The organism is Bosea beijingensis (assembly GCF_030758975.1).
In the GTDB taxonomy this organism is placed as follows: Bacteria; Pseudomonadota; Alphaproteobacteria; order Rhizobiales; family Beijerinckiaceae; genus Allobosea; species Allobosea beijingensis.
Window position 1 is genome coordinate 1,708,903 of sequence record NZ_CP132359.1, and the last position, 23,632, is coordinate 1,732,534.

At 67.0% G+C, this 23,632-nt stretch carries 19 protein-coding genes; 12 read left to right on the forward strand and 7 right to left on the reverse strand.

Translation table 11 applies throughout. From position 1 onward, the window contains the following. The first annotated feature begins 132 nt into the window (after nucleotides 1-132). The 4 genes from Q9235_RS08325 (at nucleotide 133) to Q9235_RS08340 (ending at nucleotide 6,646) form a co-directional block, all read left to right on the forward strand. Nucleotides 133-2,952, forward strand: a complete 2,820-nt coding sequence (locus Q9235_RS08325) for a valine--tRNA ligase (protein ID WP_306226336.1) — start codon at nucleotides 133-135, stop codon at nucleotides 2,950-2,952. 152 nt (nucleotides 2,953-3,104) lie between these two features. Next, nucleotides 3,105-3,686, forward strand: coding sequence for a YqaA family protein (locus tag Q9235_RS08330; protein WP_306226337.1), 582 nt, complete (start codon nucleotides 3,105-3,107; stop codon nucleotides 3,684-3,686). Between the two features lie 289 nt (nucleotides 3,687-3,975). Continuing rightward, on the forward strand, nucleotides 3,976-5,706 hold the full coding sequence (ilvD, locus tag Q9235_RS08335) for a dihydroxy-acid dehydratase (protein ID WP_306226338.1): 1,731 nt from the start codon (nucleotides 3,976-3,978) through the stop codon (nucleotides 5,704-5,706). 25 nt (nucleotides 5,707-5,731) lie between these two features. Further along, nucleotides 5,732-6,646 (forward strand): tetratricopeptide repeat protein, encoded by a 915-nt coding sequence (locus Q9235_RS08340; RefSeq protein ID WP_306226339.1) that lies wholly within the window; start codon nucleotides 5,732-5,734, stop codon nucleotides 6,644-6,646. 108 nt (nucleotides 6,647-6,754) lie between these two features. On the opposite strand, the gene xth is transcribed toward Q9235_RS08340, so the two are convergent. Both xth and Q9235_RS08350 read right to left on the reverse strand, forming a co-directional pair. Next, the gene (xth, locus tag Q9235_RS08345) at nucleotides 6,755-7,534 is read right to left on the reverse strand and encodes an exodeoxyribonuclease III (RefSeq protein ID WP_306226340.1); all 780 of its coding nucleotides are present in this window, start codon (nucleotides 7,532-7,534) and stop codon (nucleotides 6,755-6,757) included. A gap of 135 nt (nucleotides 7,535-7,669) precedes the next feature. After that, entirely contained in the window at nucleotides 7,670-8,131 is a 462-nt protein-coding gene (locus Q9235_RS08350) for a BA14K family protein (RefSeq protein ID WP_306226341.1), read from the reverse strand. Between the two features lie 242 nt (nucleotides 8,132-8,373). Between Q9235_RS08350 and Q9235_RS08355 the strand changes: the two genes are divergently transcribed. After that, nucleotides 8,374-8,949 (forward strand): TIGR00645 family protein, encoded by a 576-nt coding sequence (locus Q9235_RS08355; RefSeq protein WP_306226342.1) that lies wholly within the window; start codon nucleotides 8,374-8,376, stop codon nucleotides 8,947-8,949. A gap of 228 nt (nucleotides 8,950-9,177) precedes the next feature. Here Q9235_RS08355 and trpE read toward each other — a convergent pair whose 3' ends face one another. Then, nucleotides 9,178-10,692 carry an anthranilate synthase component I gene (gene trpE / locus Q9235_RS08360; RefSeq protein ID WP_306226343.1) on the reverse strand — a complete coding sequence of 505 codons (1,515 nt, stop codon included), beginning with the start codon at nucleotides 10,690-10,692 and terminating at the stop codon, nucleotides 9,178-9,180. Nucleotides 10,693-10,694: 2 nt separating this feature from the next. Continuing rightward, nucleotides 10,695-12,608: a peptidylprolyl isomerase gene (locus Q9235_RS08365; protein ID WP_306226344.1), complete on the reverse strand. Its 1,914-nt coding sequence runs from the start codon at nucleotides 12,606-12,608 to the stop codon at nucleotides 10,695-10,697. A gap of 188 nt (nucleotides 12,609-12,796) precedes the next feature. On the opposite strand from Q9235_RS08365, the gene tpiA reads away from it, so the two are divergent. The 3 genes from tpiA (at nucleotide 12,797) to Q9235_RS08380 (ending at nucleotide 15,902) form a co-directional block, all read left to right on the forward strand. After that, entirely contained in the window at nucleotides 12,797-13,561 is a 765-nt protein-coding gene (gene tpiA / locus Q9235_RS08370) for a triose-phosphate isomerase (RefSeq protein ID WP_306226345.1), read from the forward strand. A 144-nt stretch (nucleotides 13,562-13,705) separates the two neighbouring features. Further along, complete coding sequence (gene secG, locus Q9235_RS08375) at nucleotides 13,706-14,119, forward strand: preprotein translocase subunit SecG (RefSeq protein ID WP_306226346.1); 414 nt, start codon at nucleotides 13,706-13,708, stop codon at nucleotides 14,117-14,119. Nucleotides 14,120-14,273: 154 nt separating this feature from the next. Continuing rightward, nucleotides 14,274-15,902 carry a CTP synthase gene (locus Q9235_RS08380; protein WP_306226347.1) on the forward strand — a complete coding sequence of 543 codons (1,629 nt, stop codon included), beginning with the start codon at nucleotides 14,274-14,276 and terminating at the stop codon, nucleotides 15,900-15,902. Between the two features lies 1 nt (nucleotide 15,903). Here Q9235_RS08380 and Q9235_RS08385 read toward each other — a convergent pair whose 3' ends face one another. Beyond that, nucleotides 15,904-16,290, reverse strand: a complete 387-nt coding sequence (locus Q9235_RS08385; protein ID WP_306226348.1) for a GFA family protein — start codon at nucleotides 16,288-16,290, stop codon at nucleotides 15,904-15,906. A gap of 104 nt (nucleotides 16,291-16,394) precedes the next feature. Between Q9235_RS08385 and Q9235_RS08390 the strand changes: the two genes are divergently transcribed. The 4 genes from Q9235_RS08390 (at nucleotide 16,395) to Q9235_RS08405 (ending at nucleotide 19,550) form a co-directional block, all read left to right on the forward strand. Beyond that, entirely contained in the window at nucleotides 16,395-16,796 is a 402-nt protein-coding gene (locus Q9235_RS08390; protein WP_306226349.1) for a DUF350 domain-containing protein, read from the forward strand. 7 nt (nucleotides 16,797-16,803) lie between these two features. Next, nucleotides 16,804-17,424, forward strand: a complete 621-nt coding sequence (locus tag Q9235_RS08395; protein WP_306226350.1) for a DUF1190 domain-containing protein — start codon at nucleotides 16,804-16,806, stop codon at nucleotides 17,422-17,424. A gap of 1 nt (nucleotide 17,425) precedes the next feature. Beyond that, nucleotides 17,426-18,595: a glutathionylspermidine synthase family protein gene (locus Q9235_RS08400; protein ID WP_306226351.1), complete on the forward strand. Its 1,170-nt coding sequence runs from the start codon at nucleotides 17,426-17,428 to the stop codon at nucleotides 18,593-18,595. 73 nt (nucleotides 18,596-18,668) lie between these two features. After that, complete coding sequence (locus Q9235_RS08405) at nucleotides 18,669-19,550, forward strand: VOC family protein (protein ID WP_306226352.1); 882 nt, start codon at nucleotides 18,669-18,671, stop codon at nucleotides 19,548-19,550. Nucleotides 19,551-19,724: 174 nt separating this feature from the next. On the opposite strand, the gene mdoH is transcribed toward Q9235_RS08405, so the two are convergent. After that, on the reverse strand, nucleotides 19,725-21,908 hold the full coding sequence (gene mdoH, locus Q9235_RS08410) for a glucans biosynthesis glucosyltransferase MdoH (RefSeq protein ID WP_306226353.1): 2,184 nt from the start codon (nucleotides 21,906-21,908) through the stop codon (nucleotides 19,725-19,727). After that, nucleotides 21,896-23,455 carry an OpgD/OpgG family glucan biosynthesis protein gene (locus Q9235_RS08415; RefSeq protein WP_306226354.1) on the reverse strand — a complete coding sequence of 520 codons (1,560 nt, stop codon included), beginning with the start codon at nucleotides 23,453-23,455 and terminating at the stop codon, nucleotides 21,896-21,898. The genes mdoH and Q9235_RS08415 overlap by 13 nt, the downstream gene beginning before the upstream one ends. Nucleotides 23,456-23,632: the final 177 nt, after the last annotated feature.

The following is a 23,632-nucleotide window of genomic DNA, read 5'->3' on the forward strand; positions in this document are numbered from 1 at the left end:
GCGCGAAGCTGCGCATCATCGAAAACGTTGACGCGCGGCCTGTGCATGGGCTCTTAAGGGCCGAGACCTTTTTGGCCCGTGATTTTTCCGGCCGGGGCAGGTTCCCCGGCCTTTCTGCGTTCGAGCGATGCGATGATGGACAAGACTTTCGAACCGGCCGCCGTCGAGGCCCGGATCAGCAAGGCCTGGGACGAGGCGCAGGCCTTCAAGGCGGGCAGGGGCGCTGCCCCCGGCGCCGAGCCCTATTGCATCGTGATCCCGCCGCCGAATGTCACCGGCTCGCTGCACATGGGCCACGCGCTCAACAACACGCTGCAGGACGTGCTCTGCCGTTTCGAGCGCCTGCGCGGCAAGGATGTGCTTTGGCAGCCCGGCACCGACCATGCCGGCATCGCGACGCAGATGGTCGTCGAGCGCCGGCTCGCCGCCGAGAACAAGACCGACCGTCGCACGATGGGTCGCGAGGCCTTCCTTGCCGAAGTCTGGAAGTGGAAGGAGGAGTCCGGCGGGACGATCTTCAACCAGCTCCGCCGCCTCGGCGCATCCTGCGACTGGTCGCGCGAGCGCTTCACCATGGACGAGGGGCTCTCCGCCGCCGTCCTCAAGGTCTTCGTCGGCCTGCACAAGCAGGGGCTGGTCTACCGCGCCAAGCGGCTGGTGAACTGGGACCCGAAATTCCAGACCGCGATCTCGGATCTCGAGGTGTTGCAGGTCGAGAAGACCGGCACGTTCAAATGGCAGCGCGGCGGCGAGGAGGAATTCGACGCGGCCAAGCTCGACAAGGCACTGAGCCGCGACCCGAACGGCCATCTCTACTATTTCAACTACCCGCTCGAAGGCGCGACCTATGACGCCGACGACGCCTCGACCTTCATCACGGTCGCGACGACGCGCCCGGAGACGATGCTGGGAGATACCGGCGTCGCGGTTCATCCCGAAAACGAGACGATCGGCCACCTGATCGGCCGCAACGCCGTGCTGCCGCTGGTCGGCCGCGTCATCCCGGTCTTCGGCGACGACTATGCCGATCCCGAGAAGGGCACTGGCGCGGTCAAGATCACGCCGGCCCATGACTTCAACGATTTCGAGGTCGGCAAGCGCCACCAGCTCGATGTCGTCAACATCCTCGACGGCGAGGCGCGCATCCTGCTCGCCGATAACGAGGAGTTCCTTGCCGGCGCCAAGCCGGAGGCCGAGACGCTGGCGCTCGACGGCGCCGATCGCTTCGTCGCGCGCCGCCGCGTCGTCGAGCTGATGGCCGCGCGCGGCCTGCTCGTGAAGGTCGAGCCGAACACCCATACCGTCCCGCATGGCGACCGTTCCGACGTCGTGATCGAGCCCTGGCTGACCGATCAGTGGTATGTCGACGTTAAGCCGCTGGCGCAGCGCTCGATCAAGGCGGTCCAGGACGGCCGGACCAGGTTCACGCCCGAGAACTGGACCAAGGTCTATTATGACTGGCTGGAGAATATCGAGCCCTGGTGCGTCTCGCGCCAGCTCTGGTGGGGCCACCAGATTCCGGCCTGGTACGGGCCGGACGGCGAGGTCTTCGTCGCCGAGTCGGAGGCCGAGGCGCAGACGCTCGCCATGGCGCATTACGGCGACACCGTCGCGCTGACGCGCGACGAGGACGTGCTCGACACCTGGTTCTCCTCGGCGCTCTGGCCGTTCTCGACCCTGGGCTGGCCCGAGCAGACAGCCGAGCTGAAGCATTATTACCCGACGGCGACGCTGGTCACCGCCTTCGACATCATCTTCTTCTGGGTCGCCCGGATGATGATGATGGGCCTCAACTTCATGGACGAGGTGCCGTTCAAGGACGTCTATATCCACGCCATCGTTCGCGACGAGAAGGGCGCGAAGATGTCGAAGTCGAAGGGCAACGTCATCGATCCGCTGACGCTCGTCGACAAATACGGCGCCGACGCGCTGCGCTTCACGCTGTCGGCCATGGCCGCGCAGGGGCGCGACATCAAGCTCAGCACGCAGCGCGTCGAGGGCTATCGCAACTTCGCGACCAAGATCTGGAACGCCGCGCGCTTTGCCGAGCTCAATGGCTGCGCCCGCGCCGAAGGTTTCGACCCGGCAAGCGTCAAGCAGCCGCTCAACCGCTGGATCCTGAGCGAGGCGGCGCAGGCCGCCGAAGAGATCGCGGCAGGCATCCCGAGCTTCAGGTTCAACGAGGCGGCGGGCGGTGCCTATCGCTTCGTCTGGAACCAGTTCTGCGACTGGTATCTCGAACTGGCCAAGCCCGTGCTGCAGGGCGAGGGCGTCGATGCCGCCGCGCGCGCCGAGACGCAGGCGACGGTCGCCTATGTCATCGATCTGATCTGCCAGCTCCTGCATCCGTTCATGCCGTTCCTCACCGAGGAACTCTGGGCGCAGAAGGCCGAGGCCGGCGCGCCGCGCAAGCTCGCGGAAGGCGACGCCTCATTGGTCTGCCTGACCCGCTGGCAGGATCTTTCGGCGCTCAAGGACGCCGCTGCCGAGGCCGAAATCGGTTTCGTCGTCGACCTGATCTCGGACATCCGCTCGGTCCGCTCGGAGGTGAACGTGCCGGCCGGCACGCAGGCGCCGCTCGTCCTCGTCAATGCCTCGGCGGCGACACGGGCGACGATCGAGAGCTGGCGGCCGATGATCGAACGGCTTGCCCGCGTCTCCGACATCGGATTCGAGACGGCGGCGCCGGCGCAGTCGGCCCAGATCATCGTGCGTGGCGAGGTCGCGGCCCTGCCGCTCGCCGGTCTGATCGATCTCGACGCCGAGCGCTCGCGCCTTACCAAGGAACTGGCCAAGCTCGACCAGGACATCGCGGTCGTCGAGAAGAAGCTCGGCAATCCCGATTTCATGGCCCGCGCGCCCGAGGAGATCGTCGAGGAGAACCGCGAGCGCAAGGCCGCCGCCGAGGCCCGCAAGCTCAAGGTCGCGGAGGCTCTGGCGCGCCTCGCCTGACCAGGTATCGCATTCCGGTCACGCCTGTGTCGTCAAATTGACGTTGATCCAAGAGAGGACTCGCATTCTCTCGCGGACCCCGCTTAGATGCGCCCGATGCAAACCCGCCATGCAGAATGCGTGGCGGCTCAAGGACCGGCTGTTCAGAACCCATGCTCAAGCGAGCCTATGACTGGTGCGTTTCATACGCCTCCCATCCCGCGGCCCCGTGGCTGCTTTTCGGCATCACCTTCATCGAAAGCTCGTTCAGCCCGCTGCCGCCGATTCCGCTGCTGATTCCGATGTGCATCGCCCGGCCAGACCGAGCCTGGTTCTATGCCGGCATTTGCTCGCTCGGCGCCGTGCTCGGCGGCTATCTCGGCTATGCCATCGGCGCGCTGCTCTATGAATCGGTCGGCGCCTGGCTGATCGGCATCTACGGGCTGCAGGACAAGGCGGCCAGCCTGATCGCGACCTCGCAGGACTACTGGTTCTGGGTGCTGGTGACCAAGGGCCTGACGCCGATCCCGTTCAAGATCGTCACGATCATGTCCGGCTTCCTGCATTTCGACCTGTGGAAGTTCACCATCGGCATGGTGGTCTCGCGCGCGACCTTCTTCCTGATGATCGCGGTGGCGCTGCGCTTCTATGGCGACGACATCCGCATCTTCATCGAGAAGCATCTGCCGATGACGGCGCTCGCGCTCGTCCTGGTCATCGTCGGCGGCTTCTTCGTGCTGCCGATGGTGCTCTGAGCTGCCGCTGGGTCAGTATGGCGCCTGAAACTTTGTGACATCGGCGCAACACTGCGTCGGGAACGGTGTCCGGCACCGGCCCGTCCGCCCCAATCGCCAAGAAGCCGCCACAAACGAAGCCCAGCAAAACGCTGCGTTAAGTGCCTGAGATATACCGAAATCGGGGGTAACGCGCGGGATCTCCAGAGGTTCCGGATATTTTTCGGGGTTCCAGGGGCGCGATTGCTCCCGACAGGCAGGGCGTGGCACATCTTCGCGCCGTGCTGATCGGGGGACAGGACGAGTGGCGATGGACGGGCGTGTGTACGACAAGTCGAGGCTGCCGAGCCGCCATGTGAGCGTCGGCCCGGCCAAGGCCCCGCACCGTTCCTATTATTACGCGATGGGCATGACCGCGAAGCAGATCGCGCAGCCCTTCGTCGGCGTCGCCTCCTGCTGGAACGAGGCCGCCCCCTGCAACATCTCGCTGATGCGCCAGGCCCAGGCCGTGAAGAAGGGCGTCGCCTCCGCCAGCGGCACGCCACGCGAGTTCTGCACGATCACCGTCACCGACGGCATCGCCATGGGCCACCAGGGCATGAAGTCGTCGCTGGCCTCGCGCGAGGTCATCGCCGACTCGGTCGAACTGACCATGCGCGGCCATTGCTACGATGCGCTGGTCGGCCTCGCCGGCTGCGACAAGTCGCTGCCCGGCATGATGATGGCGATGGTGCGCCTCAACGTGCCTTCGATCTTCATCTATGGCGGCTCGATCCTGCCCGGCAATTTCAAGGGCCGCCCGGTCACCGTGCAGGACGTGTTCGAGGCTGTCGGCAAGCATTCGGTCGGCGCCATGTCGGACGAGGACCTGAAGGAGCTAGAGGAGGTCGCTTGCCCGTCCTCCGGCTCCTGCGGGGCCCAGTTCACCGCCAACACCATGGCGACCGTTGCCGAGGCGATCGGCCTGGCACTGCCCTATAGCTGCGGCGCGCCGGCGCCCTACGATGTCCGCGACACCTTCTGCTACACCGCCGGCGAGATGGTGATGGAGCTGATCGCGCGGAACATCCGCCCGCGCGACATCGTCACCCGCAAGGCGCTGGAGAATGCCGCGATGGTCGTCGCCGCGACCGGAGGCTCGACCAATGGCGCGCTGCACCTGCCGGCGATCGCGCATGAATGCGGCATCGATTTCGACCTGTTCGAGGTCGCCGAGATCTTCAAGAAGACGCCCTATATCGCCGACCTGAAGCCGGGCGGGAAATACGTCGCCAAGGATATGTTCGAGGTCGGCGGCATCCCGCTGGTGATGAAGAGCCTGCTCGATGCCGGCTACCTCCACGGCGACTGCATGACCGTCACCGGCCGTACCATCGCCGAGAACATGGCCTCGGTGAAGTGGAACGACCAGCAGGACGTCGTTTATCGCGCCGACAAGCCGATCACGGTCACCGGCGGCGTCGTCGGCCTGCAGGGCAATCTGGCGCCGGAGGGCGCGATCGTGAAGATCGCCGGCATGCCCGAGGACCAGCTCGTCTTCACCGGCCCGGCCCGCTGCTTCGACCGCGAGGAGGACGCCTTCGAGGCGGTCAAGAACCGCACCTACAAGGAAGGCGACGTGCTTGTCATCCGCTACGAGGGCCCCAAGGGCGGCCCCGGCATGCGCGAGATGCTGGCGACCACCGCGGCGCTCTACGGCCAGGGCATGGGCGACAAGGTCGCGCTCATCACCGATGGCCGATTCTCGGGCGCGACCCGCGGCTTCTGCGTCGGCCATGTCGGGCCTGAAGCCGCCGTCGGCGGCCCGATCGGCCTGATCCGCGACGGCGACATCATCGAACTCGACGCCATCACAGGAAAGCTCGCAGTCCGCCTTTCTGATGCCGAACTTGAGTCGCGTCGTAAGGACTGGAAGCCACGCAAGACCGACTACAATTCCGGCGCGCTGTGGAAATACGCGCAAACCGTCGGCTCCGCCAAAGGCGGCGCCGTCACCCACCCAGGAGGGGCGGCCGAAACCCATTGCTATGCGGATATCTAGCTCGACCATAGCATGCCTGTTCCTGTTGCTGGGCGGCCACCAGGCCGTGCTGGCGCAGGAGATTTCAGGCACCAAGCTGCTGCCGCCGCGCGCCATCCCGGGCGCGGCGCTGCCGGAGCCGGACGATTCCGTGCCCGGTGGCCATGGCGCGGCTGCCGTTGCGCCCGGCCCCGATACTCCGACCGCCCATACGGCGCTGCCGCTCGTGCCCTTCACCAGCGCGCGCGACGCGCTGAAGGCCTGGATGCGCGACTCGACTGCCGGCAATAAGGTCGGCGCCGTGCGCGCGCTCGAATACGCGGCCTCGCAGGGCCATCTCACGGCGCAGTACAAGCTCGGCCGGATGTATGCCGGTGGCGAGGGCGTCCCGACCAACGATCTCAAGGCCTTCGAGTATTTCTCGAAGATCGCGGACGAAAACGCTGATGTGATTCCCGGCACGGCCGATGCGCGCCTCGTCGGCAGCGCCTTCGTCGCGCTCGGCAATTATTTCTCGGACGGCATCAGGGGCAGCTATGTGAAGCCCAATCCGGACCGGGCCTTCGACATGTTCCATTACGCCGCCTCCTATTTCGGCGACCCGGACGGCCAGTACAATCTCGCCCGTCTCTACATGACCGGGCAGGGCGCCAATCGCGATCCGCGCCAGGCGGCCCGCTGGATGAAGCTCGCAGCCGAGAAGGGCCATGCGCCGGCCCGCGCCGCCTTCGGCGAGATGCTGATCCGCGGCGGCGAGGGTGTGCCGCGCCAGCCGGTGCTGGGCCTGATGTGGCTCGCAATGGCCCGAGAGGGCGCCGATCCCGCCCGCGAGGCCTGGATCATCGAGCGCCATGACGTGGCCTTCGCGGCCGCCTCGGCCAACGATCGTTCGGCGGCTCTGGCCCTGATCGAGCGCCAGAATCTGGTGAGCTCGCGCAACGGCGGCGCGCCTCAGAACTGAGGCACCGTCATTCTCGGGCTTGACCCGAGAATCTCATGACAGGAGCGCGCTGATTTCCGGGATGCTCGGGTCAAGCCCGAGCCCGAGCATGGCGGCGGATGGCTGTGCTCAGTGCAAATCGATCATCACCGGCACATGGTCCGAGGGCTTGTCCCAGCCGCGGACATGCTTGGCGATCTTGACGCCCGCGAGCCGATCCGCCGCCTGCGGCGAGAGCAGCAGGTGGTCGATGCGGATGCCGTTGTTCCGCTGCCAGGCGCCGGCCTGATAATCCCAGAACGTATAGAACCCGGGCGCATCGGTGGTGCTGCGCAAGGCCTCGGTCAGGCCGAGATTGACGAGACCACGGAAGGCGGTCCGCGTCTGCGGCAGGAACAGCGCGTCGCTGACCCAGGCAGCCGGATCGCGGGCGTCGCGCGGCTCGGGAATGACATTGTAGTCGCCGGCCAGAACCAGCGGTTCCTCATGTTCCATGAGCATCCGGGCATGAGCGGTGAGGCGCTGCATCCAGCCGAGCTTGTAGGGATATTTCTCGGTGTTCGGCGGGTTGCCGTTGGGCAGGTAGATCGAGGCGACGCGAACCACGCCCTTGCCGAACGGCAGCACGCCTTCGAGATAGCGCGCCTGCTCGTCGCCATCGTCGCCCGGCAGGCCGCGGCGGACATCCTCCAACCGCGAGCGGCTCAGGATCGCGACGCCGTTGAAGGTCTTCTGCCCATGGGTCTCGACCTGCCAGCCGGCGGCTTCAATCTCGGCGCGCGGGAAGTCGGCATCCACGCACTTGATCTCCTGCAGGCAGAGCGCATCGGGCTCCGCTTCCTTCAGGAAGTCGAGGAGATGGCCGAGGCGCTGCCTGACCGAGTTGACGTTCCAGGTGGCGATCCGCACGCGATACTCCGATTCAGGCTGCCGGCAGGATAAAGCGGGACGGCCGCCGCGATGACAAGCCGTTTCCGGCCGAAACGAAAAACTCCCCGCATCGCTGCGGGGAGTCCTTGTCTGCGATCGCGCTGTCGCCTGCTGTCAGGGGCAGGCGCGAACGACGCCGCCCGAGGCGATATAGGTCCCGGTCTCCGGGTTGTAGCTCTTGAAGCGACGCGAGCAGTAGGCGACCGCGTCGGTATCCTCGAGGCTGTAGCCATAGGCGCGCGGCACCGGCGGGGCATAGACCACCGGCGGCGCGACATAGACCGGGGCGGGCTCGTAATAGACAGCCGGCGGCGGGGCGGCCAGGGCGCCGGCAGCGAGCGCACCGCCGATAACGCCGGCCGCGATGCCGGCGCCGATCGCCGGGCCGCGGCGATAGCCGTAATAGCGCGGGCCGTAGCCGTAGCGGCGGTAGTACTGCACGGTCTGGACGAGATCGCTGCCGGGTTGCGTCATCGCGACGACGGCGGTGGCGGGCGCGAGCGGGGCAGCCGAGGCCGGCAGGGCAAGTAGGGTGCCACCGGCAAGGGCGGCGGCGACGGCGAGCGTCCTGATCATGACGAAACTCCTCTGCAATACCTGGCGAGCGGAACTCCGCATGTTCCCCCGTTTGGATTCGAGTGTAGCGGTCCGGTGACCGGAGGGAAAGCTAGCAGTCAATCCGGGCATAAATGGGCCGTCGCGCTGCCGTCGCTTTTGCTCGCGAAAGCAACGCGGGGCCGCTTGCGCGGACGGAATTTCCCCGCCATCTAGCGTTGCATCCACAGATCGACATGATTTCACAAAGGATCGAGCCGACCATGGCGCAATCGTTCGACCCGTCCGCCCAGCCCGCCGCGCTTGGCCCCCTGAGGCCGCTTCCGGCCCTCATCTTCAGCTCGCGCTGGTTGCAATTGCCGCTCTATATCGGCCTCATCGTGGCGCAGTGCGTCTATGTCTTCCTGTTCCTCAAGGAGCTCTGGCACCTCGTCACCCACGCCTTCGACTTCAGCGAGCAGCAGATCATGCTGGTCGTGCTCGGGCTGATCGACGTGGTGATGATCTCGAACCTGCTGATCATGGTGATCGTCGGCGGCTACGAGACCTTCGTCTCGCGCCTGCGGCTCCAAGGCCATCCCGACCAGCCGGAATGGCTGAGCCACGTCAATGCCAGCGTGCTCAAGATCAAGCTCGCCATGGCAATCATCGGCATCTCGTCGATCCATTTGCTGAGGACCTTCATCGAGGCCGGCAATATCGGCATCGCCGGCAAGACGGCGAACTACACCGAATCCGGCGTGCTGCTGCAGACGCTGATCCATGTCGTCTTCATCCTCTCCGCGATCGGCATCGCCTGGGTCGACAAGATGACGGCAACGCCCGGCAAGGCGCACTGATCGAGGCGCTCTGAAACAGAAAACGCCCCGCCGATCCGGCGCGGCGTTTTGCGTTTTGGGCTCGCTGTTCCTTGGCAGAACGGTGCCGTCATCCCGGACAAGCTGCGGAGCAGCGCCGATCCGGGATCCATCGTAGAGCTCCGGAAGCCTCCGATGGATCCCGGGTCAAGCCCGGGATGACGTCCCGTTTCCGAGAAAAGCTGGCCGCGTTCCCGGCCGGCCGTTGCCTTACTGCCCGCGCCCGCTGCGGGCGGCGAAGCGGATCGCCTCCTCGGCGGCGCGGAACAGCGCCTTGGCCTTGTTGATGCACTCGTCCTGCTCGGAGGCCGGGTTCGAATCGTAGACGATGCCGGCGCCGGCCTGGACATGCATGCGCCCGTCCTTGACCACTGCGGTGCGCAGAACGATGCAGGTATCCATCTCGCCATTGGCGCCGAAATAGCCGATGCAGCCGGCATAGGCGCCGCGCGCATCGCGCTCCAGCTCGTCGATGATCTCCATCGCCCGGACCTTCGGCGCGCCCGAGACCGTTCCGGCCGGGAAGCCGGCGATCAGGGCGCTGAGCGAATCGTGCTTCGGGTCGATCTTGCCCTCGACGTTCGAGACGATGTGCATCACCTGGCTGTAGCGCTCGATGAAGAACGAATCGGTGACCTTGACCGTGCCGATCTCGGCGACGCGGCCGACATCGTTGCGCCCGAGATCGAGCAGCATCAGATGCTCGGCCCGCTCCTTCGGGTCGGCCAGCAGCTCTTCGGCCAGGGCATCGTCTTCGGCCGGGGTGGCGCCACGTCGCCGCGTGCCGGCGATCGGCCGAATCGTAACCGTGTCGTCGCGCAGGCGCACCAGGATCTCGGGGCTCGAGCAGACGATCTGGAAATCGCCGAAATCGAGATAGCAGAGGAAGGGCGCCGGATTGACCCGCCGCAGCGCCCGGTAGAGCGCGAAGGGCGGCAGCGCGAAGGGCGCCTCGAAACGCTGCGACAGCACGACCTGGAAGATGTCGCCGGCGCGGATGTACTCTTTCGCCTTGTCGACCATCTCCAGATATTCGGCCTCGCTGGTGTTCGAGGTGGTCGCCGGAACCGGCAGGTTGGCGATGTCGATCTCGGCCTCGGCGGGGAGGGCACCTTCCAGGGCGCGCACGACCGCCTCCAGCCGCTCCTGCGCCCGCTCATAGGCATGGCGCGCGCCGACGCCGGGCATGTGCCGGACCGGAGTGACGACATGGATCTCGTCGCGCACTGCGTCGAACACCACCATCAATGTCGGCCGCGTCAGGATGGCGTCGGGCACGCCGGTGCCGGTCTCCTTCGGCTCGGGCAAGCGCTCCATCAGGCGCACCATGTCGTAGCCGAGATAGCCGAACACGCCGGACGCCATCGGCGGCAGTCCTTCCGCCTCCGGGATGGCGCTCTCTTCGAGCAGCGCACGCAGGCTCTCGAAGGCCGGGCGCGGATCGTCGAGGAAGCTCTCGCCCAGAGCCGTGCGGCAGAGCGAGGCCTGGCCATGATGGCAGCGCCAGATCAGATCCGGCTCCAGCCCGATCATCGAGTAGCGGCCGCGCACGGCGCCGCCCTCGACCGATTCGAGCAGGAAAGCCGGGCCGCTCGTGGCGTGGCGCAGCTTCAGGAAGGCGGCGACCGGCGTCTCGCAATCGCCGACCAGCACCTGCCGCAGCAATTGCGGGGCGCCGGTCTCATAGGTCTGCGCGAAACGCTCGAACTCCTGGAGCGGCTGCATCGTCAGTTCTGCGCCCCGCCCGTCGCATTGCGGAAGGCAGCCTCGTTGATGCTGACGCCGAGCTCGGCCTGCCGCTTGGCGACATATTGCAGCATGATGTCCTCGCTGACGCTGGACGACAGCAGGCGCTCGAAATTGCCGGCCTCCTGCGTCGTGCGGACGTAAGGAGCGACCGTCGCCGAATCGACCTTGAACAGGACGCGCCCGCCATCAGCGCCGGAGGCCGAGTTGCTCTTGCCGGCGGCGGTGCCGAAGACCTGCGCGACGACCGTGGCCGGCAGCTCCGGGCGCTGGTCCTGCCGGCCGAGATCGGCGGCGGTCTCGATGGTCAGCCCGGCCGAGGCCGCGACCGCGTCGAAATTCTCGCCCTTGTCGAGACGCTCGGTGAGCTCGCGCGCCTTGGCGGAGAGCTTCGTCGCGATCTCGTCGGTGCGCCACTGCTTCTCGACCTCGGCCTTGACCTCGTCGAAGTTGCGCTCACGCGCCGGGTCGATCTTGGTGACGTCGAACCAGACATAGCCGGTGTTGCGGGGCAGGCGGATCGCCTCGTTGTCGACGCCGATATCGGAGCGGAAGATCGCCTGCAGCGTCGAATCGCCGCCCGGCAGCGCTTCCTCGCGCGCGCCATCGGGCTTGCCGAGGCTGGCACTGATCGGGCCAGCCATGCGCAGCGTGAGGTTGAGCTCCTTGGCGATCTCGGCGAGCGGCCTGGCGGAGGCGCGCTGGTCCTCGATCTTGTCGTGCAACTCGGTGACGAGATTGGCGGCGCGGCTCGTCGCCAGCTCCTGCTTCACCTCGGCGGCGACCTCCTCGAAGGGCCGCTCATGTGCGGTGTCGACCTTGGTCACGCGCAGCAGCACCGTGCCGAAGGTACCGGCGACCGGGGCACTGACGGCGCCTTCCTCAAGTGCGAAGGCGGCATCGCGCACGGCGGGGTCGATCATCTGCTCGCGGGTGAAGGTGCCCAGCGTCAGGTTGTTGAAGGCGACGTTCCGCTCGGTCGCGATCTCGTCGAAGGTGTCGCCGCCGTCGATCTTGGCCTTGGCGGCCTGCGCCTCCTCGGCGTTCGGGAATGGGATCTGCTGGACGGTGCGCGTCTCGGCGGTGGTGAAGCGCTGGGCCTTGGTCGCCTCGTAACGAGCCTTGGCCTCCTCGTCGGTGACCTTGGCCGGGTCCGCCAGCGTCTCGGCTGTGATCGAGAGGATGGCGGCCGTACGGAACTCGGGAGCGCGGAAGGCGGCCTTGCGGTCGTTGAAGAAGCTCTTGAGCTGGTCTTCCGTCGGGGCTGCGATCTCGCCGGCCACGCTCGCGGGCATCCGGGCGAAGGTGATGCCGCGCTTCTCGTTGCGCAGGCGGTTGCCGACTTCCTGCAGGGCGAGCGGGGCGGAGAGGCTGCCGACGACCATCTCGGAGAGCTGCTGGCGCAGGACCGTCGAGCGCTGGAGCGCCACATAGCTCTGCTCGGTATAGCCGTTGGTGCGCAGCAGCTCGTTGAAGCGCGCCGCGGAGAACTGGCCCGAGCCGTCGCGGAAGACCTGATCGTCGAAGATCAGGTTGCGGATCGTCTCGTCGGAAACGGCGAGCCGCATGCCCTGTGCCGTCTGGTCGAGCGTCGCCTCGGTGAGCAGGCGCGACAGCACCTGCCGGTCGAGCCCGAGCGCGCGCGCCATCTCCGGCGAGATCTGCCGGCGCTGCTGGCGGATCAGGTTCTGGATCTCGTTCTGATAGGCAGTGCGCATCTGCTCGATGCCGATCTCGCTCTTGCCGACCTTGGCCACCTCGTTGCGGCCATAGCCGCGGAAGATGTCGCCCACGCCCCAGATCGCGAAGGAGATGATGAGGAAGCTGAACATGATGGCGATCACGATCTTCCCGAAGAGACCCTGACCCGCCTTGCGGATGCCCTGCATCATCATGAAAGCTGTCTTTCCTGAACCTGTGCGTGGCGCGGAAAAGAGCCCGCGCGCGTATTTGTCGGCGCTGCTTATAGGAACCGATGGCGAAAGCCGCAATCGCCGTCGCGGTCACGATGCCGCTTCGCACGCGATTGCGGCGACGGCCGGGCGTTGCTAGAGCCGAAAGAGCTGATTTCAGGAGGATCGACGTGACGCGCAGCATCAAGCCGCTGGTGGCAGGCAACTGGAAGATGAACGGGCTGAAGGCCGACCTCGCCATCGCGGCGGAGGTGGCGAAGGGTTACGACGCGGCGCTGAAGCCGCATGTCGACCTCGCGATCTGCCCGCCCGCCAGCCTGCTCTTCGCCGCCACGGCCGCGCTGATCGGCTCGCGCATCGCGACCGGCGGGCAGGATTGCAGCACGCAAGCCTCCGGCGCTTTCACCGGCGAGGTCTCCGCCGCGATGCTCGCCGACGCCGGTGCGAGCGTCTGTATCGTCGGCCATTCCGAGCGCCGCACGCTCCATGGCGAGACCAATGCCACGGTGAAGGCCAAGGCCGAGGCCGCGCAGAAGGCGCTGTTGGTGCCGATCGTCTGCGTCGGAGAGACGAAGGACGAGCGCGAGGCCGGCAAGGCGCTCGCCGTCGTCAAGAAGCAATTGCGCGGCTCGGTGCCGGATGGTGCCACCGCCGCCACGCTTGTCGTCGCCTATGAGCCGGTCTGGGCGATCGGCACCGGCCTGACGCCGACGGCTGCCGACGTTGCCGAGATGCATGCGGCCATCCGCGCCGAGCTCGGCCGCCTGCTCGGCAAGCAGGCCGCGGCTGGCGTGCGTCTGCTCTATGGCGGCTCGGTGAAGCCCTCGAACGCCGCCGAACTGATGAATGTCGCCAATGTCGACGGCGCGCTCGTCGGCGGCGCCAGTCTCAAGGCCGAGGAATTCCTGGCGATCGCCCGGGCCTGCGCCGGCTGAACGCTCTTCGCGTGAATAGGCCGGCGCGCGGGGGTGGCGCTGCCGGCCCACGCATGTTATGTGCCCCGCCGAATTCGCCTCGATCTTCGAGGAGGAGCGGATGGCCCTTGGCGGCGACCCGCGCCATGCCCATTTCGTGAGACCATGCAGAACGTTCTCATCGTCATCCATCTGATCATCGTGGTCGCGCTCGTCGGCGTCGTGCTGCTGCAGCGCTCCGAAGGCGGCGGCCTCGGCATGGGCTCGGGCGGCGGAGGCGGCGTCGGCGGCTTCATGACCGGCCGCGGCCAGGCCAATGCCCTGACCCGCGCGACCGCGATTCTCGCCGGCCTGTTCTTCCTGACCTCGATCGTGCTCGCGGTGATGGCCAATACCGGCCGCACGCAGCGTTCGATCATCGACGGAGCGCCTGCGACCTCGGCCCCGGCCACGCCCGGCGCGCCGGCGGCTCCGAGCGCCCCGAATGCCGGCGGCGTGCTCGACCAGCTCCGCCAGATGCAGAACCAGAATCAGGGCGGCGCCCAGCCGCCGACGCCGCCAGCGGCGCCGCAGCAGTGACATAGGGCAGGGGCCGGGAAACCGGCCCTTCTCTTTTGAGTGTGGAGGGGCCGGGCGACCGGCCTTCTCTTTTGTGGACAAGCGCGCAGGGCAAGGCGGGACTGCTCAGAACGCGCTTAGCGAATCGAACCCGTGGCGATAGAGGTGACCTCCCATGACGCGGTATGTTTTCATCACCGGCGGCGTGGTGTCCTCGCTTGGCAAAGGCCTGGCGGCGGCGGCTCTCGCGGCCCTTCTCCAGGCGCGCGGCCATACGGTCCGCCTGCGCAAGCTCGACCCCTACCTGAACGTCGATCCGGGCACGATGAGCCCGTATCAGCACGGTGAGGTCTTCGTCACCGACGACGGCGCCGAGACCGATCTCGATCTCGGCCACTACGAGCGCTTCACCGGCCGGCCCTGCAACAAGGGCGACAACATCACCACCGGCCGCATCTACATGGACATCCTGACCAAGGAGCGCCGTGGCGACTATCTTGGCGCGACCATCCAGGTCGTCCCGCATGTCACCAATGCCATCAAGGACTTCATCCTCACCGGCAACGAGGGCTACGACTTCACGCTGGTCGAGATCGGCGGCACGGTCGGCGACATCGAGAGCCTGCCGTTCCTGGAAGCCATCCGCCAGACCAACCAGCAGCTCCCGCGCGGCCAGTGCATCTTCGTCCACCTGACGCTGCTGCCCTATATCCCGACCGCCGGCGAATTGAAGACCAAGCCGACCCAGCATTCGGTCGCCGAACTGCGTTCGATCGGCATCCAGCCCGACATCCTGCTCTGCCGCACCGACCGCGAGATTCCGCGCGAGGAGCGCCGCAAGCTCGCCCTGTTCTGCAATGTCCGCGAGACCGCCGTGATCGAGGCCCGCGACGTCGCCTCGATCTATGACGTGCCGCTGTCCTACCACGCCGAGGGGCTCGACACCGAGGTGCTCGCCGCTTTCGGCATGGATGCCAAGGCCGAGCCGGACGTCACCGGCTGGAAGCGCATCTCCGAGCGGGTGAAGAACCCCGAGGGCGAGGTCACCATCGCCGTCGTCGGCAAATACACCGGCATGAAGGACGCCTATAAGTCCCTCATCGAGGCGCTGACCCATGGCGGCATCGCCAACAATGTGAAGGTCAATCTCGACTGGATCGAGTCGGAGGTCTTCGAGAAGGAGGACCCGGCGCCCTTCCTCGAGCATGTCCATGGCATCCTCGTGCCCGGCGGCTTCGGCCATCGCGGCGCCGAGGGCAAGATCAAGGCGGCGACCTTCGCGCGCAACCGCAAGGTGCCGTATTTCGGCATCTGCTTCGGCATGCAGATGGCGGTGATCGAGGCGGCGCGTTCGCTCGCCGGCATCGAGAACGCCAATTCGACCGAGTTCGGCCCGACGCAGGAGCCCGTCGTCGGCTTGATGACCGAATGGATGCGCGGCAACGAGCTGGAAGAGCGCGCGGCCGGCGGCAATCTCGGCGGCACGATGCGGCTCGGCGCCTATGCCTCGACGCTGGCGGCTGGCTCGAAGATCGCCGAGATCTACGGCTCGACCGAGATCTCCGAGCGCCATCGTCACCGCTACGAGGTGAACATGGGCTATCGCGAGCAGCTTGAAGCCAAGGGCCTGCGCTTCGCCGGCCTCTCGCCCGACGGCCTGCTGCCCGAGACGGTCGAATATCCCGACCATCCCTGGTTCATCGGCGTGCAGTACCATCCCGAGCTGAAGTCGCGGCCCTTCGAGCCGCACCCGCTCTTCGCCAGCTTCATCGAGGCCGCGAAGGCCCAGAGCCGTCTGGTCTGATCTACGACTTGTCGAGCAGCACCGTCGCCCAGGGCAGGCGGTGCTGCTCGAACACCGCCTTGCTTGGCCCGGGGAAATCCGGGTCGGCGAAGGCGCCGATCGCGACCGCGACCATCTCCGCCTTGCGCGACGGCTCCCAGAACACCGTGCTGCCGCAAGCCGGGCAGAAATGGTGCAGCACCCGATAGCCGCTATCGGCCGGCCGTTCGTAATCGCTGTACTGCCCGGACACGGCGATATCGCCGCGCGCGAAGAACACGGCCACGCCATAGGCGCTGCCCGTCCGCCTCTGGCAATCCCGGCAATGGCAGAGCGAGACGCTCGCGGGCTCGCCCGAGCAGGCGATGCGCAATTGCCCGCAGGCACAGCGGGCTTCCCGGGTCTTCATGGGGCGCATCCTCCTTTTAGATGACGGCTTGTGCAGTTTCCGCGTTAACCTGACTATGTGGCATCGTTGACTGAGAGTCTTCGCATCGGCACGGGGGCAGGCGCATGACGATCTCGATGGCGGGCCTGCCCGCATTCCTTCTCTATTTCGTCGTTGGTGCGGCCCTGATCGCCGCATTCGCGGCGATCTACCTGCGCATGACCGCCCATGACGAGATCGCCCTGATCCGTGGCGGCAACCTCTCGGCGGCCGTCGCCATGGGCGGCAATATCGTCGGCTTCTCCCTGCCGCTGGAACAGGCGATCTCGCAGGCCAGCAGCATCCTCGACTGCGTGCTCTGGGCCCTGGCGGCGATGATCATCCAGTTCATAGCCTACGGGCTGGCGCGTTTCCTGATCCCGGAATTGTCGCGCAAGATCGAGCAGGACAGCTTGCCTTCGGCGGTGATGCTCGCGGTCATCGCCGTCGTGTCGGGAACGCTGGCCGCTGCCAGCATGACGGAATGAGGCGGCCATGAAGCGCTCCTCGCAGATCGGGCTCGCGGCCGCCGGCGTGCTCCTCGTCGCCACCGTCTGGTCGATGACCGGCGAGGAGCCACAGGAGAACCTCGTCTATGACAGCCTGAGCGATTGCCGGGCGGCCGGGCAGGTTTCGGCGCAGCAATGCGAGACGGCCTTTTCGGAAGCGACCGCCGCGCGACTCAAGGACGCGCCGAAATTCCAGAGCCAGGTCGGCTGTGAGGTCCAATACGGCGCCAATAGCTGCAGCTCCGCCACGATCGGTGGCGCGCAATATTTCATTCCGGCGCTGGCAGGCTTCATGCTTGCCCGCGGCCTGTCCGGCGGGCAGGCGCAGCAGGCCCAGCCTCTGATGCCGCCGACCACGGCCAGTTGCCCGCCGGGGTCGACGCAGCCCGAATGCCAGCAGGCGCGCTCGTCCTCCAGTTCGTCGGGCGGCTCCTATGGCGGGAGCAGCAGCAGCCGCTCGCGTGCCTATTCCACCACGAGCGGGCGCGCCATCACGGCAGCCTTCTCGCCGGGTGCCCGCGGCGGCAGCACGGCTGCGACCAGCGCGTCCTCGCGCGGCGGCTTCGGCTCGATCGCGCGCTCCTTCTCCTCGCATTCCTCGTCCTGAGATGCGCCGCGTCACATTGCCGCCACGCGCGGACTGGGTCGAACAGGTCGAACGCCTGGGCTTCGCCTTCCACACGATCGACGGCGAGACCTATTGGGACGAGAGCGCCGCTTTCGCCTTCACGCTGGAGGAGGTCGAGCGCGATATCGAGGCACCGACCGAGGCGATCGAGCAGCTCTGCTTCGCCTTCATCGAGAGGGCGCTGGGCAGCGAAGAGATCCTGACCAAGCTCGCGATTCCCGCCGAGCACTGGGACTATATCCGGAGTAGCTGGCAGCGCGGCGAGCGCAATCTCTACGGCCGGCTCGACCTCGCCTATGACGGGCGCGGACCGGCGAAGCTGCTGGAATACAACGCCGATACCCCGACCGCCCTGTTCGAATCGAGCGTCGTGCAATGGGACTGGCTGGAGCAGGCGATGGCGCGCGGCGCGATCCCGAAGGGCTGCGACCAGTTCAATTCGCTGCATGAGCGCCTGATCGCGGCCTTCCAGGGCTTGCGCGAGCCTTCGCCCTACCGCCTGCACCTGACCTGTGTGCAGGGCAGCCCCGAGGACAAGGGCACGGTCGATTATCTCGCCGATTGCGCGGTGCAGGCCGGGCTCGATGCCCGCTTCACCTACATCGATGAGCTCGGCCTGCTCTCCGACGGGCGCTTCTGCGACGGCGCCAACCAGCCGATCGAGACGCTGTTCAAGCTCTATCCCTGGGAGTGGATGTTCCGCGAGAGCTACGGCAAGGCGCTCGCGAGCTCGGGCTGCCAGTTCGTCGAGCCGCCCTGGAAGGCCGTGCTCTCCAACAAGGGCCTGCTCGCCTGTCTCTGGGAGATGGAGCCGGGCCATCCCAACCTGCTGCCGGCCTTCTTCGAGGGCGATCCGCGCTGCGCCTCGCTCTCGGCCCGGCATGTGCGCAAGCCGCTCTATTCGCGCGAAGGCGCCAATGTCACGCTGATGGAGCGCGGCCGCGTGCTCGACAGCGACGACGGCCCCTATGGCGCCGAGGGCCATGTCCTGCAGGATGCCGCGACCAACCTTTTCTCCGTCGAGGGCAAATACGCCGTGCTCGGCTCCTGGCTCGTCGCTTCGCAGGCCTGCGGCCTTTGTCTGCGCGAGGATGCCTCGCCGATCACCAAGAACACCTCGCGCTTCCTGCCGCATTATATCGAGCCCTGAACGCGGTACGACATGACCGCGCCGTGATCTGTGCTAGCCTTGGGCTCCGATACGCCTGTCGACGGAGCCTGCCATGCCTGCAACAGCCTCAACGCCCCGCGGTCTCGACCATCTCGTCATCGGTGTCCGCGATCTCGATGCCGCCTGGCATTTCTACGAGAAGCTCGGCTTCCGCGTCGGCGCCCGCAACCGCCATCCCTGGGGCACCGAGAACCGGATCGTGCAGTTCCCGGGCTCCTTCCTCGAGCTGGTGACGATCGCCGACGATGCCGCCATCACGCCCCATGGCGCGCGCAGCTTCTCCTTCGGCGCCTTCGTGCGCGAGGCGCTGGCGGAGCAGGGTGAGGGGCTCTCCATGCTGGTGCTGGAGAGCACCGACGCCAAGGCCGACGCCGCCGCGTTCAAGGAGCAGGGCATCGGCGATTTCGAGCCGTTCTTCTTCGAGCGCCGTGCCCGACGCCCGGATGGCAGCGACGTCCGCGTCGCCTTCGAACTCGCCTTCGCCGCCGATCCACGCGCGCCGGAATGCGGTTTCTTCGTCTGCCAGCAGTTCGAGCCGCAGAATTTCTGGAACCCGGAGTTCCAGCATCATCCGAACGGGGCCACCGCGCTCTCGGCGGTCGTGATGCTGGCTGAGGAGCCTGCTTTCCACCGCGCCTTCCTCTCGGCTTTCAGCGGCGGCGCCGAGGTGCTCGAGGGCAACGAGGACTATGTGCTCGCCCTGCCGCGAGGGCGCATCGACGTGCTCGATCCCGAGGCCGCGCAGGGCGCCTATCTCGTCGAGCCGGATACGACGCCGGCCCGCTTCCTCGGCTTCTGCGTGTCGGTGCCCGATCTCGAAGCGGTGGCCGAGCGCCTGACCGAGAACGAAGTGTCGTTCCAGCGCGGCGAAGAGCGGCTCTTCGTGCCGGCCGAGGAGGCCTTCGGCTGCATGGTCGCGTTCGAGCGGGGGTGAAGTAGCATCGCCTATGTCATTCCGGGGCGCGCCGCAGGCGCGAACCCGGAACCCACGACCGGCTAAGACATCAGGTCTTCGGTTGCGAGCGGCTCATCCGGTCGTCGGTTCGGGGTTCTTCGCTTTGCGAAGCCCCGGAATGACAACGGTTGTGCCGGGCCTAACCGACCGGCCTCAGCCCTTCGCCTCGACCGGCGGCAGCGAGGCGAGCAGCCCGATCAAGGCCCGGTCGTGCAGCACGACCATGCGCTCCTTCGGCTTGAGCCAGATCGCGGCGTCGTCGACCGTCTCGGCATCGACGAGCTTGGCCTGCGCCACGGCGCGGTCGGGTTCGATCTCGCCGCGCCGGCGCGATTGGCCATAGGGCAGCATCAATTCGTGGGCGTGGCGGAGTTCCGCGTCGCCATGCAGCGCCTTGATGCCATCGGCATCGTCGTATCCGGCCTTTTCGAACTCGGCCTGCAATTCGTTGGCGCGGGTCGCGATCGCGGGCGGGGCGCCTTCCTCCGGCGTCAGCAGGAGCTTGTGGCGCTTGAGCCAAAGGCCGATCGCGAGCTGGCCCGAAGCCCATGACAGCGGGATCGCCAGCACGAGGCCGACGATCGTCGGCGACATCCAGGCGAAGAGCGAGGTCGCGATCATGAAGGCCGAGAGGCCGGTCACGACGCCGAGCACGGTATGGGTGCGGTGCCGGCGCACGATGTCCTTGAACGGGATCGAGCCGTCGTCGCGCCGCTGCGGGTTCCAGCCGGTGTCGCGGCCGAGCAGGATCTGGAAGACCGAGCCGGACTGGATCAGCATCATGATCGGCGCGAAGAAGGCCGAGAACAGCACCTCGATCAGGGCGGAGACGATGAGGCGGATCGCTCCGCCGCCGGCCTGCCGAAGCCTGCTGTTGAACAGGGTCAGCAGCAGGCCGAACAGCTTCGGCGCCAGGAGGATTCCCATGGTGATCGCGAACAGGCGCAAGGCACGCTCGGGGTCGAAGCGCGGCCAGACCGGGAAGAGCGTGAACTCCTGCGTGAAATATTCGGGCCGCGCGTAGTTGACCTGCAGCACGATCAGGATGCCGACCACGAGCTGCATCAGCCAGAGCGGCGAGGCGAGATAGCCCATGATACCGGTGGCGAAATGCTGGCGCGTCGGCATGACGAAGCCCTTGCCGCCCATGATCCGCGAATGCTGGAGATTGCCCTGGCACCAGCGCCGGTCGCGCACGGAGATGTCGATCAGTGAGGGCGGGCTTTCCTCATAGGAGCCCGTCAGGTCCGGCAGCATGTAGACCGACCAGCCGGCGCGGCGGATCAGCGCGGCCTCTACGAAATCGTGGCTCAGCACATGGCCGCCGAAAGGCGGCTTGCCCTTCAGGTCCGGCAGGCCGCAATGGTCGGCGAAGGCCTTGGTGCGGATGATCGCGTTATGGCCCCAGTAATTGCCGTCGCGGCCGGACCACATGGCCAGCCCGGTGGCGATGACCGGCCCATAGACTCGCGCTGCGAATTGCTGGAGCCGCGCGAAGAAGGTGTTGCGGTTGATGATCAGCGGCAGCGACTGGATGATGCCGGCATCGGGATCGTTCTCCATCGCGGCGGCGAGGCGCACGATGCAGGTGCCGGTCATCAGGCTGTCGGCGTCGAGCACCACCATGTGCTCGTAGAGCCCGCCCCAGCGCGTGACGAAATCGGCGATATTGCCGGCCTTGCGATGATGGTTCTTCGGCCGGTGCCGGTAATAGACGCGGCTGTTCGGCCCGAGCCGCTCGCGCAGCGCCAGGAAGGCGCGCTCCTCCGCCACCCAGACATCCGGGTTGGTGGTGTCGGAGACGATGAAATAGTCGAAATGGTCGCCGAGCCCCGTCGCCTCGACCGATTCACGGATCGCCGCCACCGCCGCGAAGATGCGCGCCGAGGACTCGTTGTAGATCGGCATCACCACGACGGTGCGGTGCTTCAGGCTCTCCGCCCGGTCCGCGCGGCCGGCGCCGAACAGCACGCCGAAGAAGCCGAGCAGCGCGCTGGTGAAGGCGAGCGCGATCCACGAGAAGTTGATCGTGAACAGCACCAGCAAGGCGTACTGCAGCGAGGTCGTGCGGCTGACCGACACGACATTGTACATTTCCCAGGCGCCGAAGGCGGTGAGCGCAAGCCCGCCGCCGAAGACGAAAAGGCGCTTCAGCCAGGGCGTGGTCCAGTTCGCTGGAGCGGCCGGCGCGCGGCGATCCGACGCCTTCCAGCTCCGGAACGACTGCACCGGCATGACGAGCGGCTCTTCGGGCGGCGTCGCAGGCTCGCGGGCCGCGCTGTAGCCGCGCTGTTCCGCTTCCAGGGCGTCGCGGCGGGCTGCCGTTACCAGGTCCATCGATTCAACCAGGTCTCAGAGACGGGCTGACCGCCCGATTGCAGGACGAGCCGGAGCTCTGACAGATTGTCGTTGCCGGGGTCGACCTCGAAGCCGACGCGCATCAGCTTGCGCTCCGGGTAGGGCCACAGGCGGACATTTTGCACAGCGCCGGGCTGGGCCGTGATCGTCGCCCGCGTCGAGGCGATCAGCGCCGCATCGGCGAGCCTGTCGCCGGTGAACTCGACGATGAAACGCCGCCGGCGCCCCTGCGAGCCCTTGCCCTGGCGCGAGCGGGTGGCGAGCGCCAGGGGCGGACGCTCAGGCGGCTGCCAGCACCAGGCCTGGCGGTAGCTCAGCGATAGCTCGCTGCCGGCCGCGAGCGGCTGCTTCGGCCGCCAGTACATGATGATGTTCTTGTTCGGCTCGTGATCGTTGGGGATCTCGATGAGCTGGACCGAGCCGCCCCCCCAATCGCCGAGCGGCTCCATCCAGACGCTTGGCCTAAGTTCGAAGCGCTGGTCGTCGTCCTGGAAGGCGGCGGGGTCTCGCTCACGCTGGACCAGACCGAAGCCCTTCGGATTCTCGTCGACGAAGGACGAGACCTGCAGGGTCGCCGGGTTGTTGACAGGCCGGTAGATCCACTCGCCACCGCCCGACTGCATCTGGACGCCCGAGACCTCGCCGATCGAGGGGCGGATGTCGTCGAAGACGCGCCGGCTCTGCGGGCCGGAGAGGAAGGTCGCGCTCGTGCAGCCGAAGCCGACATGGTCCAGCGCCTGGCGCGCGAACAGCGTCATCTCGACATCGACGAAGGTGACGTCGCCCGGGCGCAGCGTCATCCGTACGGCACCCGCGACGCTTTCCGAATCGAGCAAGCCGTGAATCACCAGCGAGCCCACGGCCGGGCTCGGCCGCTCGATCCAGAACGCCCGGAAGAACGGCAGTTCCTCGCCGCGTGTCTCGCCCGGACGCAGGATCAGCGCACGCGCCATCGCCCCGAAATTCTGGCCCCGCGCCAGGGCGCGGAAGAAGGTGCCGCCCTGGAAGACCGCGACCTCGAAGGGGCGCTCCAGCCCGGCCGCGATCCGCATGCCGGAGAACTGCAGATCGGCATTGGCCGGCGGCGGCGCGACGCGGCCATAATCGAACTTGCTGCGGTCGAAGCCGATGCGACGGATCGTGCCCTCTTCGATCGTGAACAGGCTCACCGGATTCGAGAAGACATAGCCGCGATGAAGCGGTTCGACCGTGAAGCCGCGATTCTCGCCGGCCCAGACCGTGCCGCCCTGCTGCATGCGGATGCCCGCATACTGGTCCGCGGGCAGGGTGGTGTAGCCCTCTGGCAGGTCGTTGGCAGCCAGCGGAATCAGCGGGCGCTGAGCCAGGGCCCTTGCCGCATCGACCACCAAACCCGGGTCGAAGCGCTGCCCGTCGACGAGGGAGGGGATATTGAAGGAAGCCGCACCCGTCGGGGCCTGCGCCGCGGCCGGGCCGGCCAGCGAGAGCAGCGCTGCGCCGCCAGCGGCGCCTTCCAGAAACTGCCTACGATTCAAGGGTTTCGACATGGGATCCAAACTACGCGGGCGACGCCCTCGCCCCTCGCGCTTCTAGAGCATTTCCAGTTCGCCTGAAAAGCCTTTCCGATCGGGAAGATGCACGCCTTTCGGATGTCAGGCTTCTTAGAAACCGGGCCATGGCGAGCCGGGCACGATGGCGGTCATCGGAAGGCACCTTTCGCTGCG

Bases quoted from the DNA above. Each gene is read 5' to 3' on its own strand.
- Q9235_RS08325 (WP_306226336.1), top strand. From the start codon at position 133: ATGATGGACAAGACTTTCGAACCGGCCGCCGTCGAGGCCCGGATCAGC.
- Q9235_RS08330 (WP_306226337.1), top strand. From the start codon at position 3,105: ATGCTCAAGCGAGCCTATGACTGGTGCGTTTCATACGCCTCCCATCCC.
- ilvD (WP_306226338.1), top strand. From the start codon at position 3,976: ATGGACGGGCGTGTGTACGACAAGTCGAGGCTGCCGAGCCGCCATGTG.
- Q9235_RS08350 (WP_306226341.1), bottom strand. From the start codon at position 8,131: ATGATCAGGACGCTCGCCGTCGCCGCCGCCCTTGCCGGTGGCACCCTA.
- Q9235_RS08355 (WP_306226342.1), top strand. From the start codon at position 8,374: ATGGCGCAATCGTTCGACCCGTCCGCCCAGCCCGCCGCGCTTGGCCCC.
- trpE (WP_306226343.1), bottom strand. From the start codon at position 10,692: ATGCAGCCGCTCCAGGAGTTCGAGCGTTTCGCGCAGACCTATGAGACC.
- Q9235_RS08365 (WP_306226344.1), bottom strand. From the start codon at position 12,608: ATGATGATGCAGGGCATCCGCAAGGCGGGTCAGGGTCTCTTCGGGAAG.
- secG (WP_306226346.1), top strand. From the start codon at position 13,706: ATGCAGAACGTTCTCATCGTCATCCATCTGATCATCGTGGTCGCGCTC.
- Q9235_RS08380 (WP_306226347.1), top strand. From the start codon at position 14,274: ATGACGCGGTATGTTTTCATCACCGGCGGCGTGGTGTCCTCGCTTGGC.
- Q9235_RS08385 (WP_306226348.1), bottom strand. From the start codon at position 16,290: ATGAAGACCCGGGAAGCCCGCTGTGCCTGCGGGCAATTGCGCATCGCC.
- Q9235_RS08390 (WP_306226349.1), top strand. From the start codon at position 16,395: ATGACGATCTCGATGGCGGGCCTGCCCGCATTCCTTCTCTATTTCGTC.
- Q9235_RS08395 (WP_306226350.1), top strand. From the start codon at position 16,804: ATGAAGCGCTCCTCGCAGATCGGGCTCGCGGCCGCCGGCGTGCTCCTC.
- Q9235_RS08400 (WP_306226351.1), top strand. From the start codon at position 17,426: ATGCGCCGCGTCACATTGCCGCCACGCGCGGACTGGGTCGAACAGGTC.
- Q9235_RS08405 (WP_306226352.1), top strand. From the start codon at position 18,669: ATGCCTGCAACAGCCTCAACGCCCCGCGGTCTCGACCATCTCGTCATC.
- mdoH (WP_306226353.1), bottom strand. From the start codon at position 21,908: ATGGACCTGGTAACGGCAGCCCGCCGCGACGCCCTGGAAGCGGAACAG.
- Q9235_RS08415 (WP_306226354.1), bottom strand. From the start codon at position 23,455: ATGTCGAAACCCTTGAATCGTAGGCAGTTTCTGGAAGGCGCCGCTGGC.